Source organism: Caballeronia grimmiae, assembly GCF_022879615.1.
Taxonomy (GTDB): Bacteria; Pseudomonadota; Gammaproteobacteria; order Burkholderiales; family Burkholderiaceae; genus Caballeronia; species Caballeronia grimmiae.
The window spans coordinates 202,422-218,523 of the sequence record NZ_CP084273.1; the positions used below are offsets into that span (position 1 = coordinate 202,422).

The 16,102-nt window shown below is 63.4% G+C and carries 16 protein-coding genes; 3 read left to right on the forward strand and 13 right to left on the reverse strand.

Features of this window, described 5'->3' with window-relative positions; translation table 11 throughout:
- Position 1: 1 nt before the first annotated feature.
- The 13 genes from LDZ21_RS20195 to kce all read right to left on the reverse strand — a co-directional run bounded on the left by LDZ21_RS20195 (position 2) and on the right by kce (position 11,305).
- A complete protein-coding gene (locus LDZ21_RS20195) occupies positions 2-610 on the reverse strand; it encodes a methylamine utilization protein (protein WP_244796470.1) in 609 nt (202 codons plus the stop codon).
- Positions 607-1,047, reverse strand: a complete 441-nt coding sequence (locus tag LDZ21_RS20200; RefSeq protein ID WP_052005592.1) for a group I truncated hemoglobin — start codon at positions 1,045-1,047, stop codon at positions 607-609. The genes LDZ21_RS20195 and LDZ21_RS20200 overlap by 4 nt, the downstream gene beginning before the upstream one ends.
- Entirely contained in the window at positions 1,047-1,994 is a 948-nt protein-coding gene (locus LDZ21_RS20205; protein WP_244796471.1) for a DUF3034 family protein, read from the reverse strand. Before LDZ21_RS20205 ends, LDZ21_RS20200 begins: the two co-directional genes overlap by 1 nt.
- Positions 1,995-2,151: 157 nt before the next feature.
- The gene (pssA, locus tag LDZ21_RS20210) at positions 2,152-2,760 is read right to left on the reverse strand and encodes a CDP-diacylglycerol--serine O-phosphatidyltransferase (RefSeq protein WP_035960079.1); all 609 of its coding nucleotides are present in this window, start codon (positions 2,758-2,760) and stop codon (positions 2,152-2,154) included.
- 129 nt (positions 2,761-2,889) lie between these two features.
- Positions 2,890-3,231, reverse strand: coding sequence for a GFA family protein (locus LDZ21_RS20215; protein ID WP_244796472.1), 342 nt, complete (start codon positions 3,229-3,231; stop codon positions 2,890-2,892).
- Entirely contained in the window at positions 3,228-3,626 is a 399-nt protein-coding gene (locus LDZ21_RS20220; RefSeq protein WP_244796473.1) for an ester cyclase, read from the reverse strand. Before LDZ21_RS20220 ends, LDZ21_RS20215 begins: the two co-directional genes overlap by 4 nt.
- 107 nt (positions 3,627-3,733) lie before the next feature.
- Complete coding sequence (locus LDZ21_RS20225; RefSeq protein ID WP_244796474.1) at positions 3,734-5,476, reverse strand: DNA-binding protein; 1,743 nt, start codon at positions 5,474-5,476, stop codon at positions 3,734-3,736.
- Positions 5,477-5,600: 124 nt separating this feature from the next.
- Entirely contained in the window at positions 5,601-6,635 is a 1,035-nt protein-coding gene (locus LDZ21_RS20230; RefSeq protein ID WP_244796475.1) for a PDDEXK nuclease domain-containing protein, read from the reverse strand.
- A 108-nt stretch (positions 6,636-6,743) separates the two neighbouring features.
- Positions 6,744-7,166 (reverse strand): NUDIX domain-containing protein, encoded by a 423-nt coding sequence (locus LDZ21_RS20235; protein WP_244796476.1) that lies wholly within the window; start codon positions 7,164-7,166, stop codon positions 6,744-6,746.
- A 210-nt stretch (positions 7,167-7,376) separates the two neighbouring features.
- A complete protein-coding gene (locus tag LDZ21_RS20240; protein ID WP_244796477.1) occupies positions 7,377-8,168 on the reverse strand; it encodes an SDR family oxidoreductase in 792 nt (263 codons plus the stop codon).
- Positions 8,169-8,205: 37 nt separating this feature from the next.
- Positions 8,206-8,946, reverse strand: a complete 741-nt coding sequence (locus LDZ21_RS20245; protein ID WP_244796680.1) for a beta-ketoacyl-ACP reductase — start codon at positions 8,944-8,946, stop codon at positions 8,206-8,208.
- Between the two features lie 28 nt (positions 8,947-8,974).
- Entirely contained in the window at positions 8,975-10,309 is a 1,335-nt protein-coding gene (locus LDZ21_RS20250; RefSeq protein WP_244796478.1) for an MFS transporter, read from the reverse strand.
- 57 nt (positions 10,310-10,366) lie between these two features.
- Positions 10,367-11,305 carry a 3,5-dioxohexanoate:acetyl-CoA acetone transferase gene (gene kce / locus LDZ21_RS20255; RefSeq protein WP_244796479.1) on the reverse strand — a complete coding sequence of 313 codons (939 nt, stop codon included), beginning with the start codon at positions 11,303-11,305 and terminating at the stop codon, positions 10,367-10,369.
- A 166-nt stretch (positions 11,306-11,471) separates the two neighbouring features.
- Between kce and LDZ21_RS20260 the strand changes: the two genes are divergently transcribed.
- The 3 genes from LDZ21_RS20260 (at position 11,472) to LDZ21_RS20270 (ending at position 16,070) form a co-directional block, all read left to right on the forward strand.
- Complete coding sequence (locus LDZ21_RS20260; RefSeq protein ID WP_244796480.1) at positions 11,472-12,497, forward strand: AraC family transcriptional regulator; 1,026 nt, start codon at positions 11,472-11,474, stop codon at positions 12,495-12,497.
- Positions 12,498-12,698: 201 nt separating this feature from the next.
- Positions 12,699-13,505: a class I SAM-dependent methyltransferase gene (locus LDZ21_RS20265; RefSeq protein ID WP_244796481.1), complete on the forward strand. Its 807-nt coding sequence runs from the start codon at positions 12,699-12,701 to the stop codon at positions 13,503-13,505.
- A gap of 318 nt (positions 13,506-13,823) precedes the next feature.
- Entirely contained in the window at positions 13,824-16,070 is a 2,247-nt protein-coding gene (locus LDZ21_RS20270; protein WP_280519437.1) for a succinoglycan biosynthesis protein ExoP, read from the forward strand.
- Positions 16,071-16,102: the final 32 nt, after the last annotated feature.

The window sequence follows — 16,102 nt, forward strand, 5'->3', positions numbered from 1 at the left end:
GCTATTCGGCGGGCCTCAGTTGCAGCGCGAACTTCGCGGACACGTCCGCCGCAGCGTTGATCTTCTGCGTCGGCTGCGCGTTCGGATCGCCCAGACGGAAATGCCATGCGGAGAGCTTGAGCGCATCGGCGGGCAGGTTGTCGATGACGGCCATGCCCTTTGCATCGGTCTTCGCGAACCACGGCGTATCGACGATGAGCAGATACGACACCATCTGGTCGTGGATATTGCAGCCCATCACGACGAGGCCGGGCTTGTCGAACACGACCGGATTCGACGGAATGCCGTGATACAGGTTCAGCTCGAAACGCTTCGCGGGCGAGAACGAGTACACGTCATGCTCGATGTTGTCCTTGTTCGGAAACGTCACCGACGCGCCCGTCTGCACCACGGACACGAGCGGCACGAAACGCCGCTTCACCTGATCGATGATCGCGCCGGCCGGCTTCGTCGCGGGCGGCTTGCCGGCCACGGGCGTCGCATAGACCACGGCATCGGGGACGGGCGCGCCCGCCTGATCGACGACCTGAACATGCACGCTCGCCGCCTGCGCAAGCGATGCACAAAGCGCCAGCAACGGCGCGAAGAAGAATCGGTAGGCTTTCATCATTCACGGTCCTGTACATCGCGGTACATCGGCGCGAGCTTCGCGAGCAGCTTGTTCTGCGCGTGAAACGGCACGCCGTTCTTGTCCATCGCAGCCTGCAAGTCTTCGACGAGCGCATTGAACGCCGCCCGATCGATGTTCTGGCCTTCATGCGAGCGTCGCATCGGGCGGCCGGTGTAGACGCACGGGCCATCGAGCAGCACGCAGAACTGCTCGACGAGCTTGGTCTTGATGCGCCCGATCGGCGCGTTCTCGAAGTACGGCGCGGTGCGCGGATCGACCGTTACGCTCGCGTACATGTCGTCGACGATGCGCACGAGCCCTTCCTTCTCCCCGAATTGCCGGTACAGCGCGTCGTCCTGCGCGCGGGCGCTCATGCTCGTCAATGCGGCGAGCAGGCAGGCCGCGAGCGCGGCGTGTCGAATGGTCATGGTCATCATCAGAAGCCCGCCTGAAGCGAAACGTAGAGCCCGCGCTGATTCCGGATGGTCGCGATCTCGCCGAGCGACACATACGCGGCCGTCAGCGACACGTGCTTGTTGGGCGCCCACGCGACGAACGCATCGTAGGCATCCTGTTCGCGGGCGAACGAGAGGTTGTCGGGCTTCATGCGGTATTCGGCGCCGATCGCGATGTTCTTCGTCAACAGATACGCCACCGACGATTCGAATTCCGGCTTGTACGCGTTCGATTTGTCGCCCCCGAATCCCAGCAAGCCGAACTGGTTCGCCTTCGTGAAGCGCACGGTGCCGTTGAGCAGCAGGCTTTGCGCGAGCAGCAGCTTCGTCGCGGACAGATAGAAGTCCGTGCCCGAATTGCTCGCCGCGCCGATGGCCTTCAGCACGCCGCCCTCTTCGTTGTGCTTGAACTGGATGCCTGCGGCGACCTGCGGCATCCATGTGTCCTGGTCGAGCACGGCATCGCCGAAAAGACGCACTTTCAGGCCGAAGATGTTCTGATTGAACGCGTAGCCTTCGCCGAGGCCGAGCTTCGCGCCGGCATCACGCGTATCGAAACGCTGGCGGGCAAGCGAGAACTCGACGCGGTTCGCCACGCCCACGGTCAAGCCCCACGAGCCGAGCGCGTAGTCCTGCGTGTGGACGTAGGCGCCGTGAACATTCGCGCCAAGCTGGCGTGCCGTGCCGTAGCCGCCGATGACGGCCCACGGCGCGAGACCGCCGCCCGCCGCGCCTTCAATTTGCGACACGCCGCCCGTGAGCAGCAGCTTGCCGCTGGTGAGCGGCACGGCCGGCAGCTCCGGCGCGTCCGGGGAATCGTCGGCGAGGGCGGACGGCGTATACAAGACGAGCGCGGCTACTGCGCCAGCCAGGCTCGCGGTCATGCGGATGAATTGCATTACGTGGATGGGCTCTCGAAACGGGTCCATGAGATTCCCGTTTGCCGCAGTGGGAGTGCCGCGTGCGACGTGTGCGTCGACGCGGCGAGCCTGGCGCCTGGGGATGGACGCGGCAAATATGCCGCGCCCTTTCATCCACGTGTAAACGGCGGGGCTAATCGAAACTTGATAGCGCCCGCAGAGAGACTTACGGCTTCGGAATGCGGATGCGGCTGATCATCAGCGAGCCGGAGATGGCGTAGACGAGCACGAGCGGATGCAGCGTGAAACCGGCGATGCGCCATTCACCGAACCACATGCGCGGCCCGAGCGCATCGAACCAGGCGGCGATGCCGAGCATCAGCACGATCGCGAACGATGTGGGAATCGGCGTGCCCTCGAAATGCGTGACCTTGCCGGCGCTGCCGGACATCTCTTCGGTCGTCACGTTGTAGCGCGCGAGACGCGACACGCCGCACGCCACGAAGTACGCCAGCATCACGCGGTCGTAAAGGCCGCGCATGCCGCATCCATAGCCGATGATCGCCGGCGCGACGCCGAACGAAATTACGTCGGCGAGGGAATCCAGTTCCTTGCCCAACAGCGACGCCTTCTGACGCCACCGCGCGATGCGGCCGTCGAGCACATCGAACACGAGCGCCGCGAACACGAGCGCGCACGCAAGATAGATATGCATGACGTCGGAATCGTCGATGTAGCTGATCGTCGAGAACAGGGCGCCCGTGCCGCAGACCGCGTTGCCCAGTGTGAACCAGTCGGCGAGATGGAAATCGCGAATCATCGAGAAACGTTTCATGCTTGTTTTCTTTGCTGTTTTGCTGTCGTTGCGTTGGATTCGGGCAGCGCCGAGCACGGGCGGCCGCGGAACGGATCGAGTCTATCATCACGCCCTGCTGTCATCGCGCTCCGCAAGAGTCGGACCGCGTCAGCCGATGGGTTCGCCGTTCCTGTGCACGCGTGCGTTCGCCAGCGCGCCGGGCGGCATCATCCGTGTGTTGATGCCCATGACGGGCCGGCCGGGATCCACCGCGCGCCAGTGCGTCACGCATCCGCACGATGCGCAGCGATGAAACTCGAGCCTGCGCGGGCCCCACATGTAGATATCGGTCGGGCCGCAGTCGGGCGCAAAGCGCACGCGCGACGGATCGTAGTAGGCCCAGCGCGCGCCGTATCGCCGGCACAGGGAGCAATCGCAGGCGTTGACTTCGTCGGGCGGGGCGTCGACGGTGAAGCTCACCGCGCCGCAATGGCAGGAGGCGTCGATCATGAGAGCGTGCGAAGCTGGGCTTCGATGGCGGCCTTGTCGATCACGGACCACACCTCGACGATCTTCCGCTCGCGAAACTCGTAGAACACGTTCTCCGCGAACGCAACCCGCTTGCCGTCGATGGCGAGGCCGAGAAAATCGCGCGCCGGCGTGCAGTCGAACCACAGGCGGCTCGCAACATAAGGGGGATCGGCGGTGAGAAGCCGAATGTCGAAGCGAAGGTCGGGGATTTGCCGGAAGTCCCGTTCGAGCATCTGCCGGTAATCGGCGAGGTGAATGGGCTGGCCGTTGTAACGGAGGTCGTCGTGAACGAAGGCGCCGAGCATCTGCCAGTTCTGTTCGTTCAGGCAGGCAATGTAGGCGCGGTAGACGCCGGCGAGGTCGGTTCTTTCCATATGAACGGTCCTTTGCGTGGCAAGGCTCGTGCGTATGGTCTCACATCACGTCCGCGACGCGCATCGCTCCCGCAATAAGCCGGAGCGATGCGCGCGGGACATCGGCCTTAGCCTTCGATCTTCGACATGACCGCCGTCGCCGGATCGTAGCGATAGCCCTTTTGCGCAAGCTGCTGCGCGATCTTGTCGCCGATGACGCGCTGCTGCGCCTCCCGGAACACCAGTTCGTGATCGGGCTTCAGGCGCTCGAGCTCCGTCGAAAGACGGCGCAGCAACGCGACTTCGCCGGTGCTGCGGGCATCGATGAAGAGAATCTTCTCGTTGGCTACATCGAGACGCTGCTTGAGGTCGCGTGCATACGTGACCCATTGCTCGGCGTTGGCACGAAGCTCGTCGTAGGCCTTCGAGTGCGTCTGCGCCTGCGCCGAAAGGCGGCGCTGCAAGGCGGCAAGCTCCTCTTCCTTGGCCGTGCCCGCGGTCTGCAATGCGATCTTGTGATCGCGCAGTTCGTCGCGCATGGCGGCTTCGCTCTTTTCGCGCTCGGCGAGTTGTTCCGCGAGCCGCGCCGCTTGCTGCTGCGCCTCGTCCGCTCGCGTCACGGCGGCGGCGGCTTCTTGCGACACGCGCGCCAGTTCGGCTTGTGCAGCGGGCTTTTCTTCGTTGGCGGCGTTGAGCTGCGCGCGGGCTTCGTCGAGTTCGCGGCTGATGCGCGCGAGCGTTTCCTGTCCCGCCGATGCCTGCACGCCATGCGCCGCATTCGCTTCGCGTTCGGTGGCGAGCTCGGCTTCCAGCGCGGCGACGCGCGACCGGTTTTCGTCGATCTGCGCGCGCGCTTCTTCGAGTTCGCGGGTGGCGCGCTGCAAGGCTTCTTCTCGCGCCGATGCCTCGGCCTGACGCGCGGCATTCACTTCATGATTCGCTGCAAGCTCGGCTTCCAGCTCCGCGACGCGCGCACGGCTTCCGTCATTTTGTGTGCGCGTTTCGTCCAGCTCGTGCTTGACGCGCTGCAGCTCTTCGTCCCACGCGGCGGCGTCGGCGTTGCGCGCCGTGTGCGCTTCGCGTTCGGTCGCGAGTTCGGCGCGCGCTGCCTGCAGCTCGGCTTCCAGCGCGGCGATTCGGGCTGCGCTTTCCTGCGCCTCGTGCGTCGCCCGCTCCGCCTGTTGGGATTTCGCCGCGCTTTCCTCGCGGGCTTCGTCGCGCTCGCGAGCGAGGCGGCCGATCTCTTCGCTCTTCGCCGTCACTTCGGCCTTCAACGCTTCGCGCGCCTTGCGCTCCTCGTCGAGCGACATGCGCGCGGCGGCGAGCACGGCATCCTGCGTCGACGTGCGTTCCGCGAGTTCCGCCGCACGCGCCTGCGATGCCTCCGCGCGCTCCGTGGCCCCGGCAAGCTGCGCCTGCAGGCGCGCGACGGTCTCCTCGGAAGCGCGCAGACCGCGCGTCAGGTCGTCGTGCTGGCGGCGCACGTCGGCGGCGGCGCCTTCGGCCGTCTGATACACCGCGAGCGCTTCGTCGCGCTCGGCGAGCGCCGTTTGCAGCCGCTGGCTCAGGCTGTCGGTGTGCTGCGCGATCGCGCTGTGCGCGTCGTCCCAGGACGCCTTCCGGATCCGGTGCGCCGCGTTCAGCAGCGCGTCGGCGAATTCGTGCGGCATCTCGGCGGGAAGTTGCGCCGCGGGCATCGCGGGCTGGCTGGCGTCGCGCCAGCGCTGCAAGGCGGCAGCAATCGATACGGCCGATCCACGCCGCAGCTCCGACCAGACGGTGACGGGGGTGACCGGCCGCCCTTCGTCGGTCAGACGCTGGGCGATCGAGATGACTTCTTCATCGGTGATGGTGTCTGCTTCAGTAAACATAAACGCCTCAAGTTACAGGCATCGGGCACGGGGTGCCGGACGAAAGGACGAATTATCCAACAACTTGGCAAGGCTTCCCGAATTTCGCCGGACGAAAACGTTGCACACGCGACGAAACAGGAAGTTATTCCACATTTTTGTCGAGCAACCTGGACCGCGCCGCTTCGATCGACTGGTGCAATTTCGCCTCCAGCGTCTCGCGCGGCGGCAGCACGGTCAGATACTCCGCCACGTGGATGCCGCTCTTGTTCAGCTCCAGCAACTCGATCTGCTCCTGCTTCTTGCCCGCGCACAGGATGATGCCGAGCGGCGGCAACTCGTCCGGTTCCTGCTCGTGCTTCGCGAGCCAGCGCAGATAAAGCTCCATCTGGCTCTTGTACTCGGCCTTGAACGCGCCGAGCTTCAGTTCGATCGCGACGAGCCGTCTCAGCTTGCGGTTGTAGAACAGCAGGTCGATGTAGAAATCGTCCTCGTCGATCTGCAAGCGCTTCTGGCGCGCGACGAACGTGAAACCCGCGCCGAGCTCCAGCAGAAATTGCTCCATCTCCCGAAGAATCGCGTCTTCGAGGTCTTTTTCGAGGTAATGGTCGTTGAGGCCGAGAAAGTCCAGCACATACGGGTCTTTCAGGAGCGTCTCGGGTGCGACGCGCCCTTCATCGCGCATCACGGCGAGATCGTGCGCGATGGCGTCCTGCGGCTTGCGGGAGATGGCGCTGCGCTCGAAAAGCATCGACTGGATGCGTTCCTGCAACTGCCGCGACGACCAGCGTTCGACGCGCGCCAGCTCGATGTAGAAGTCGCGCTTGAGCGGATCGTCGATATAGATGAGGGTCTTGAGATGCGTCCAGCTCAATTGTCTCCGCACTGCGGAGACACTTTGCTCGTCGGCGAAAACTTCGGCCAGGCGGATGCAATGGCGCAATTGCTTGTCGCTCCAGCCGCGTCCATAGCGGGCGCTGAGCTCACGCGCGAGCGTCGCGACGACTTGCCGGCCGTATTCGGCCCGCGCGCCGCGCAGCACTTCGGCGCGCACGCGGCTTCCGATCTGCCAGTAAAGCAGCGTCAGTTCGGCGTTGACGGCGGCGGCGGCACGTTCGCGCGCTGAATCGATCAGCCGCCTGACTTCGTCGAACAGCGAAGATGGGATGAGGTCGGTCATAAAGCGTGGTTGGATCGGCGGCGATGAATATCTCCTCGCTGCGGAGACACTTCCCGTAATGCGCGATGCACCGCGCAACATGCCGATCCTAACGCAAGCGCCGAATCCTCAGAACCCCGGCGACGCTCCCGCGCTGCCGCGCCAGTCGGGCCGCGACACGCTGCCGGTGACGCCGGCCGCGCGTTCGAGGATTGCCCGCGTGCCAGGCGTCACGGACATGCGGGCAAGCTGCGAAAGCTCGACCCAGCGTAGGTCGTCGATACCCGCACGCACGTTCGCACGCGGCCGGGCATCGCCGGGAACGGCGACGCGGAAAACCTGATGCATGTGATGAGCCGAGACGTGCTGCCACAAGAAAGCGGCCGCGCTCGCTTCAACGCACGCTTCCTCGTGGAGCTCTCGAATCGCCGCGGCCATTGCCAGCTCGCCGGGACGGAGATCGCCTCCCGGCAGAAACCACGGGCCGCCGCGTTCCTTGACGAGCAGCACCGCGTGTTGGCGCACCAGCAGCGCCGTTGCCCGAACCCTCATTCCCCCGTCTCCAAGATGAAATGCCGCGCCGGCCTAATGCATGCATGCGGCGGTGTGTGCCAGCGTCGAAGCGCCCTTATGGTCGGATCGTTGTAACGCATAAGGGGCGCATGGCGCAATCGGTTACACCGCTATTTCGGCACGGCAATGCAGAAGTTTAGGGTTCGGTGTGCGATATGAATCGTATGAAGTTATCGCAGCGGCAAAGCATCACAGATACTCGACGTTGCCATCCACGCTGATCGCCTGACCGGTGATATTGCGCGCCGCCGGCGATGCGAGGAACAGCGTCATCGCGGCAATATCGTCGACGGTCACCATGCGGCGCAGCGAGATGCGCTGCAAATACTGCTGCCGCATTTCATCGAAGCCGATGCCGAGCGATTCGGCGCGCGCCGCGATCACGCGGTCCATGCGCTCGCCCTGCACCACGCCCGGCAGGATGGCGTTCACGCGGATATCGCTCGGGCCGAGTTCGACGGCGAGCGACTTCACGAGCCCGACGATCGCCCATTTCGTCGCCGCGTAGGGCGTGCGGAACGCATAGCCGAGCCGGCCCGCCACCGACGCCATCGCGATGATGCCGGCGCGGTCCGATGTCTCCTTCAGCACCGGCACCGTGCGCCGCAGAAAGTAGAACTGGCTGTTGAGGTTGGTCGTGATGGTGCGTTCCCACTGCGCCGGGTCCATGTCCTCGATCGCGCCCGTCGGCCCCGCGATGCCCGCGTTGTTCACGAGCAAATCGATTCCGCCGAGCGTGCGGCGCGCATCGTCGATGACGGCATCCACCTGTTCGATGTTCGCCACATCCGCGACGCTCGCGTGCAGTAGCGGCTCACCCGCCTTCGCCTTCTCGACCGCCGAAGCATCGACGTCGCAGATGAAAACCTGCGCGTCCGCCTGAATGAACGCCTCGGCAATCGCCGCGCCGATGCCGCTCGCCGCGCCCGACACGACGACGCGCAGTCCCGGCGCGGGCTTCAATAAATCGAATGTATTCATGCTGCCAGTGCCTTGTTACGTTGAAGATGCCGCCAGGTCAGAGCGTCATGCCGCCCGACGCTTCGATGACCGCGCCGTTGATGTAACTGGCTTCGTCGCTTGCGAGAAACGCGTAGATATTCGCGATTTCCTCAGGCTTGCCGAGACGGCCGAGCGGCACTTGCGCGCGCATCTTCGCCAGCACTTCTTCGGGGATGGTGGCGAGAATCGGCGTATCGATGAAGCCCGGCGCGACCGCATTCACGCGCACGCCCTTGGGCCCAAGCTCACGGCTCCACGTCTTCGTGAAGCCGATCACGCCGAACTTCGCGGCGGCGTAGTTGGTCTGCCCGAAGTTGCCATAGATGCCGACGACCGAACTCGCATTCAGGATCACGCCCGACCCCCGCGCGACCATGTGGTCCGCGACCGCCTGCGTCGCATGGAACACGGCGCGCAGATTCACGTCGATGACCGCATCGAACTGTTCGATGGTCATCTTCTGCAAGCGCGCATCCCGGGTGATGCCCGCGTTGTTCACGAGCACGTCGATACGTCCGTGTTGCTCGCGCACCGCAGCCACCATGTCATCGACGCGCGCACGATCCGACATGTCGAGGCACAACGCGCTCGCCTGGCCGCCCGCTTCCCGGCAGGCATCGACGACGCGCGTGACCGCATCGTGGTTCAGGTCGCACGCCGCGACGATCGCGCCTTCGCGTGCGAACTTCAATGCCGTCGCCGCGCCGATGCCTTGTCCCGCTCCGGTGATGATCGCTATTTTTCCCTGTAACCGCATCGTCTCCACCTTGTTGTTGGTCATACGTTCACGAGTGCGCGCCCGCGGCGGCGGCGACAGCCGGCCTCGGGGCCGCTTCGCGCTTGATCGCGCGTGCAAGCAAGGGTACCAGCAGCAGGCCGAGCACCGATGCGATCAGGATCACCATGAAGCCCGAATCGCTGCGGCCGGTCGCCGTCTCGGTCATGCCGAAGAGATACGGTCCGACGAATCCGCCGATCAGACCGATCGTGTTGATGAACGCCAGCCCCGCCGCAGCCTGAATGCCTTGCAGCCGCTTCATCGCGATCGCCCAGTACGAAGGCAGCACACCGCCCGCGAAGAACGCCGTCACCGCGAGCAGCACCATGCGCGCGACCGGGCTCGACGTCGCGACGAACGCGCACGCGCCGGCAACGAGACCCGCCGTCAGCACGCCGAGATACGTGCAATCCTTCCCATAGCGGCGATGAATGCGCGGCAGCACGAGCACGCCCAGCAGAAAGCCGACACCCACGCTGCTCGACAGCAGGCCCACAATGAACGGTGTCTTGATCTGCATCTGCTGGATCATGGCGGGCGTGAAGAAGTACAAGCCGACGAACGCCACCTGATTCAGAAAATAAATGAGGCCGATGAGCACCGTCGTCGGGCGCTTCAGCGCGCCGATCCAGTCGGCCGACGTGAGTTCGGGATGCCCGTGCGCGTCGATGACGGCGCGCTGTTCGAGCGCATCGACTTCGTCTTTCGAGAGCCAGCGTGCATTGCGCGGCCGCTCGGGCAGCTTGAAATACAGCACGATGCCGACGATGACGCTCGGAATGCCTTCGATCATGAACATCCACTGCCAGCCGTGCAGTCCGCCGATGCCGCCGAGCTGCATCAGCGCGCCGCCGAGCGGATTGCCGAGCATCAGCGCGAGCGCGGGCGCGGTGTAGATCCAGCCCACGGCAACCGGCCGGTCCTTCGGTGCGAACCACAGCGTGACCATGTACATCAGCGCGGGAAAGAGCCCGGCTTCCGCGATGCCGAGCAGCACGCGCAGCACATAGAACGACCACGTGCCCTGCACGAACATCATCGCGGTGGAAAGAATGCCCCACGTGACCGCGATCCGCGCGATCCATCGCCGCGGCCCCACGCGATGCGCGGCCAGATTGCTCGGCACTTCGAGCAACGCATAGCCGATGAAGAAGATGCCCGAGCCGAGCCCGAACGCCGCCGCGTCGATGCCCACGTCGATGGCGAGCTGCGTCTTCGCCAGCGCGACGTTCGTGCGGTCGAGGAAGGACATGAAGTAGATCGCGCACATCAGGGGAATGAGGCGCAGCATCGCCTTGCGTGTGGCGATGCGGTGAGTTTCGTCGATCGATAAGGATGTCATGGTGTCTCCGTATGTGTCTTTTTTATCGATATTCGTGATGCGTTGCCCGATGTCACGTCATGGCGTGACCTTGTCGGGTCCTTTCAGGCCGAGCATTCGGCGCGCATCGTCGGGCGTCGCGATCTCGAACGACAGCTCTTCGAGAATCCGCCGTATCTTGCGCACTTGCTGCGCATTCGATTCTGCCTTCACGCCCTTGGCGATATACACGCTGTCCTCCAGACCGACGCGCACATTGCCGCCCATGATCGCGCTCATCGTGACGAGCGCCATTTGATGACGCCCCGCCCCGAGCACGGAAAAGTGATAGTTCTCGCGCCCGAACAGACGGTCGGCGGTCGAGCGCATGACGGTCATGTTCTCCGGGTCCGGACCCATGCCGCCGAGTATCCCGAACACGGACTGAATGAAGAACGGCGGCTTCACGAGCCCTTGATCGACGAAATGCGCGAGGTTGTACAGATGCCCGAGGTCATAGCATTCGAACTCGAAGCGCGTGCCCTTGCCGCCAAGCTCGAGCATGATGTGCCTGATGTCCCTGAACGTATTGCGGAAGATCATGTCTTCCATGCCTTCGACGAAATCCTTCTCCCAGTCGTAACGCCACGATGAAATCTTCGAGGCGAGCGGGTGAATCGAGAAGTTCATCGACCCCATGTTGAGCGAGCACATTTCCGGCGCGGCGAGCAGCGGATACGCGAGGCGTTCTGCAAGCGTCATGCGCGTGCTGCCGCCCGTCGTGATGTTGATGACCGCATCGGTGGCTTCCGCGATTTGCGGCACGAACTGCCGGAACACGTCCGGGCTCGGCGTCGGGCGTCCGTCCTGCGGATCGCGTGCATGAAGATGGATGATCGCCGCGCCGGCCTCGGCGGCTTCGATGGCCTGCGTGCGGATATCGGACGGCGTGAGCGGCAAATGCTCCGACATCGACGGAACGTGCGTGGCGCCTGTGACCGCGCACGAAATGATGACCTTGCGGTCGCTGCTGTTCATCTTGCGTCCCTCCTATCTGCTGTCCGTGCCGCGCGTCGATCGCGCGCGGCATCTTGTGAGGGCGATATTAGTGGGATAGCATTGCGCCCGTAAGGTCATTTTCGGACAGGCGAGAGTCCGCTGAGGACAACAAAACGCAACGCAAGGCACCATACAGAGGGACGCCGTGGCCACGAGCCGCCCGCCGTACAACGAGCGCATCTACGCGCCATACAAGATCGCCGCGCTGGTTGAAGTGCTGGCGGAGCAAGGCATCGCGCCCGCCGACAGCCTGCGCGGCACGGACGTGCGTCCCGACCAGATCTACGATGCCGCCGTGCTAACCTCCGTCGCGCAATATGCGACGGTATGCAGAAACGCGGTGTCGCTTTCGTGCGATCCCGCCACGCCGTTCAAGGTCGGCATGCGGCTGCATCTGTCGGCTTACGGCATGTACGGATACGCGCTGATGTCGTGCCTCTCGCTGCGCGAGTACTTCAAACTGGGCGTGAAGTATCACCGTCTCGCGACGCCCACGGTCGCGATCGAATGGACCGAGCATCCGGACAGGATGGTCTGGACCTTTCCCGATGCGTTCGTGTCGAGCCCTTCACGCGAACTGCGCGAGTTCATCATCGAGCAGCAGTACACGCAGCACGTCACGCATCTTCAGGATGTCGCCGGAAGCCGCTGCCCGCCCGTCAAGGCGTGCTTTTCGTATCCCGCGCCCGCACACGCCGACCTGTATGCGAAGTATCTCGACTGCCCGTGCTTCTTCGATCAGCCGCAATGCGAGCTCGTGTATGACAGCGCGATTCTCGATCGCAAGCCGCAGCTCGCGCACAAGCTCACGGCCACGCTGTTGCAGGAGACCTGCGACCGGTTGATCGGGCAGGCGAAGACATCAGCGGGCGTCGCGGGCGAGGTCTATCAAATCCTGATGAGCACGCCCGGCACCTTCGCCGGCATGGAAGCCGTGGCTCAGATGCTCAACATGACGACGCGGACCTTGCGGCGGCGTCTGGAAGCGGAAGGCACGTCGTTCCTCGCGATCGTCGACGACGTGCGCCGTTCGCTCGCGCTCGAATATCTGAAGACCACGAAGATGAGCACCGATGACGTCGCCATGCTGCTCGGCTTCAGCGACGCCGCGAACTTTCGCCGGGCGCTCAAGCGCTGGACGGGCAAGGGGCCGGGCGAGTTGCGTCGATAAGCTCGGCTTCGATACGGACTGCGATTCGACGCCGTTATTCCTCACACGAACAGCGTGCCTGAACGCTCTGTGCGCAAAGGCACATTCACGAAGGAACCCGAAAGCTATAACGTGCGAAGCCCGCGCTCTGCCGGCTAGTCGTTGATTCCATTCGTCCGTATTAATCACTCACTGAGCGATCACTCACCGAGGGCATCGGCAATGAACACGACTTCGATCGGCGGATTCAAGACGCGCGTGAAACGCAGCATCAAATGGCCTTTGATCGCTGCTGTCGCATCGCTGCCGGATCCGGTGCAGACGCTTCTTTTTGCCCCGTCAATCCGCAAATACGCGCAGCGTGTGCCGATCCTCAAGGTGGTCTATTCCGGCTGCTATCGCACGCATCCCATCGACAGAATGCTCGGCACGAATACCGGCGGCATCGAACCTCCCGAAGCGATTTACGGCGACAGCGTCGATGCGACGAGTTTTCCCTATATGGGCTCGCAACCGAGCCTCATTCGCTGCGCGCTCGCTCAACTCGGCGACCTGCGCGATCAAACCTTCATCGACATTGGTTGCGGCAAAGGCCGGCCGATGATCGTCGCGACCGAGTTTCCGTTTCGCGCGGTCATTGGTTACGACCTGGCCGCGCATCTGGTCGATATTGCCAATCGCAATGCGGCGATCGTCGCGCGACGCTTCCCCGAACGCGTGCCGATGCACGCCTATGCCGCCGACGCGCTGAAACTTGAATTTCCGCCGGGCAAGCTCGTCGTGTTCATGTTCAATCCTTTCGGCGCGCAACTGATGGCGCGGCTTCTCGCGAATCTTTCGGCTGCATATCAGAGCGGTTCCATCGAAGCGTTCTCGGTGGTTTATTTCAATCCCATTTGCGCACATGTGTTCGATTCATCGCCGTTGCTCGAACGGCGCTTCGCTTCATCGGTTGAATATGCGGAAGAAGAGATAGGCTACGGCGCGGAAACCCGGCAGGACGTATTCATCTGGACAACGAAAACCTGATTGTTTAGATGAAATGTCCGATACGGATAAATACCGATACTGAATGCGCTTGCTTCTGTCACGGAAAATAGATTAGGCATACCCACATTAATCGCTTCGCAAGCTTTATTCGCCCGCCAAAACCCGGCCGCGGGCTGCAATGTGGGCTTCCGCGCATACCCGCAAAATGCAGGCTGCTACGGTTCCACCACGCGCAATTCTCTCTCACGCATCGGGGCCTGGATTATTTGCTTTCCTTATGAACGCGAAAGGGAAAGCGCCGAATTCGGTCCACCCAAATCCGTTTGAGCCAACCATACGCGCCGGGACCTGCTCAATATGATTTCCAAAGTCAAAACGTCTGATGAAGCCGTTTCAGATAACGGCGATGAGATCCCCTTTGCTTCGCTGATCGATACAATGATCAACCATCGCGTATTGATCGCGCTGGTGGTCCTGTTCACCGTGCTGCTCGCCGCCGCCTATGCGTATCTGAGTCCGCCGATCTATCAGTCCGCGATTCTCATCAAGGTCGAGGACAACAAGGACGTCTCGAATTCGCGCCCCGGCGACCCGCTGAGCAACATGCTTCCGACGCTCGACGACCGCTCGTCGGCTGAAGGCGAGATGCAGGTCCTCGGTTCGAAGCTCGTCGTCTCCCGCGCCGTCGATGCGCTCAAGCTCTATATCAGCGCGTATCCGCGACGTTTCCCGGTGATCGGCAACCGTCTCGCGCATCACGACGGCAAGCTGTCGGAACCGGGCTTGTTCGGCTTCGGCAACTACGCCTGGGGCGATGAATCGATCAGCGTTCCTGACTTCGACGTGCCGCGCCAGCTGGAAGGTGCGAAGTTCACCGTCACGGCACGCGCGGACGGCCAGTACGAACTGAGCAATCCCGCGCTCGGCACGCCGGTCGTCGGCACCGTCGGCGAAGTGTTGCTGGTGCAGACGCCGCAAGGTCCCGTGAGGCTTCTCGTCACCGCGATGAAGGGCAATCCGGGCGTAGGCTTCGACGTCGTGCATTATTCGCGGCAACTGACCATCGACGCGATTCAGAGTCAGGTGAAGATCAGCGAACAGGGCAACAAGTCGAGCGTGCTGAAAGTGACGCTCGAAAGCGCTGACCCGGTGCAGGTGGCCGCGACGATCAACGAAATCGGACGCCAGTACGTGAGGCTCAACGGCGATCGCAAGGCGGTGATCGCGGAGAACTCGCTGACGTACTTGCAGAAGCAGTTGCCCGTGCTGAAGCGTCAGATGGAAGACGCGGAAAACGCGTACAACTCGTATCGCGACAAGAACGCGATGCTCGATACCGACGAAACCAATCGCCTGTTGCTGAAGCAAACCGCCGACGCCAACGCGCAATTGCTCTCCTTGCGCCATACGCGCGACGACCTCACCACCACGTTTTCGACCGCGCACCCGCGAATCACCTCCATCGACAAGCAGATCGCCGCAACGGAGCAGTTCCTCGCGAAGCTGAACGACCGTACCCGTTCGATGCCGATGGAAGAGCAAGGCGCGCTGCGTCTCTTGCGCAACGTCCGCGTGAGCACGGACCTTTATACGGCGCTGCGCAACAACATCGAAGAGATGATGCTGATCAAGGCGGGCAAGGCGGCATCGGTGCAACTGATCGACACCGCCGATGTGCCCGAACTGCCGGTCAAGCCGATCAAGTGGCTGGCCATCGCAATCGGCCTCGCGCTGGGCATGTTCTTCGCCGTCGGCCTTGCGATGCTGCTCGATCGCATCTTCCGGGGCGTCACCGATACTCAGGAGATCGAGATCGAGACCGGCCTGAGCGTGTTCGCGACGATCCCGCAAAGCGCGCGTCAGCCGGCGCTGTCGAGCGTCGCCAACGGCACGGCGCCGCGTCAGGCCGTGCTCGCGTCGCAGTTTCCGAAAGACCCGACCGTGGAAGCGTTGCGCATCCTGCGTTCGGCGTTGCAGTTCACGCTCGTCGGCGCGCGCAACAACGTGGTGATGATCGCGGGCCCGCTGCCGGGCGTCGGCAAGTCGTTTCTGTCCGCGAACCTCGCTACGGTCCTCGCATCGGGCGGCACGCGCGTGCTTCTGGTCGATGCGGACTTGCGCAAGGGCTATCTGCATCGGCAATTCGGCATTCAGCAGGGGCCGGGGCTCGCGAACATCCTGCTCGGCACGCATACGCTCGAAGGCAGCATTCATCGCGAGGTGTTGCCCAATCTCGATGTGCTGCAAGGCGGCCCGTATCCCGCGAGTCCGGCCGAGCTGCTGTTGAGCGCGAAGTATCGCGAGACCATTCAGGAAGCGTCGTCGCTGTATGACATCGTGCTCGTCGATGCACCGGCCGTGCTGGCCGTTTCCGATGCGGGCGCGATCGCTCCCGCCGCCGCATCGATCTTCCTCGTGGGCCTGTATGGACGGACGCGCGTCGGCGAGATCAAGGAGTCGATGAAGCGGCTCAACCAGACCGGCGCACGCGTGACCGGCGTGCTGCTCAACGGCGTCTCGCTGCATACGGCGGACAAGGCGCTTGCAGGACGTTATGGCAGCAGCGCCTACGTCGCGCACAACTACGAATCCGCGCCCGAATAAGCGCACCCCGCGCGAAGCAGGACACCCGCAGC

Excerpts from the sequence above, each read along its gene's own strand:
- LDZ21_RS20205 (WP_244796471.1), bottom strand. The coding sequence starts at position 1,994 with ATGGACCCGTTTCGAGAGCCCATCCACGTAATGCAATTCATCCGCATG.
- LDZ21_RS20220 (WP_244796473.1), bottom strand. The coding sequence starts at position 3,626 with ATGGAAAGAACCGACCTCGCCGGCGTCTACCGCGCCTACATTGCCTGC.
- kce (WP_244796479.1), bottom strand. The coding sequence starts at position 11,305 with ATGAACAGCAGCGACCGCAAGGTCATCATTTCGTGCGCGGTCACAGGC.
- LDZ21_RS20250 (WP_244796478.1), bottom strand. The coding sequence starts at position 10,309 with ATGACATCCTTATCGATCGACGAAACTCACCGCATCGCCACACGCAAG.
- LDZ21_RS20230 (WP_244796475.1), bottom strand. The coding sequence starts at position 6,635 with ATGACCGACCTCATCCCATCTTCGCTGTTCGACGAAGTCAGGCGGCTG.
- LDZ21_RS20265 (WP_244796481.1), top strand. The coding sequence starts at position 12,699 with ATGAACACGACTTCGATCGGCGGATTCAAGACGCGCGTGAAACGCAGC.
- LDZ21_RS20200 (WP_052005592.1), bottom strand. The coding sequence starts at position 1,047 with ATGATGACCATGACCATTCGACACGCCGCGCTCGCGGCCTGCCTGCTC.
- LDZ21_RS20225 (WP_244796474.1), bottom strand. The coding sequence starts at position 5,476 with ATGTTTACTGAAGCAGACACCATCACCGATGAAGAAGTCATCTCGATC.
- LDZ21_RS20270 (WP_280519437.1), top strand. The coding sequence starts at position 13,824 with ATGATTTCCAAAGTCAAAACGTCTGATGAAGCCGTTTCAGATAACGGC.
- LDZ21_RS20245 (WP_244796680.1), bottom strand. The coding sequence starts at position 8,946 with ATGCGGTTACAGGGAAAAATAGCGATCATCACCGGAGCGGGACAAGGC.
- pssA (WP_035960079.1), bottom strand. The coding sequence starts at position 2,760 with ATGAAACGTTTCTCGATGATTCGCGATTTCCATCTCGCCGACTGGTTC.
- LDZ21_RS20195 (WP_244796470.1), bottom strand. The coding sequence starts at position 610 with ATGATGAAAGCCTACCGATTCTTCTTCGCGCCGTTGCTGGCGCTTTGT.
- LDZ21_RS20235 (WP_244796476.1), bottom strand. The coding sequence starts at position 7,166 with ATGAGGGTTCGGGCAACGGCGCTGCTGGTGCGCCAACACGCGGTGCTG.
- LDZ21_RS20240 (WP_244796477.1), bottom strand. The coding sequence starts at position 8,168 with ATGAATACATTCGATTTATTGAAGCCCGCGCCGGGACTGCGCGTCGTC.
- LDZ21_RS20215 (WP_244796472.1), bottom strand. The coding sequence starts at position 3,231 with ATGATCGACGCCTCCTGCCATTGCGGCGCGGTGAGCTTCACCGTCGAC.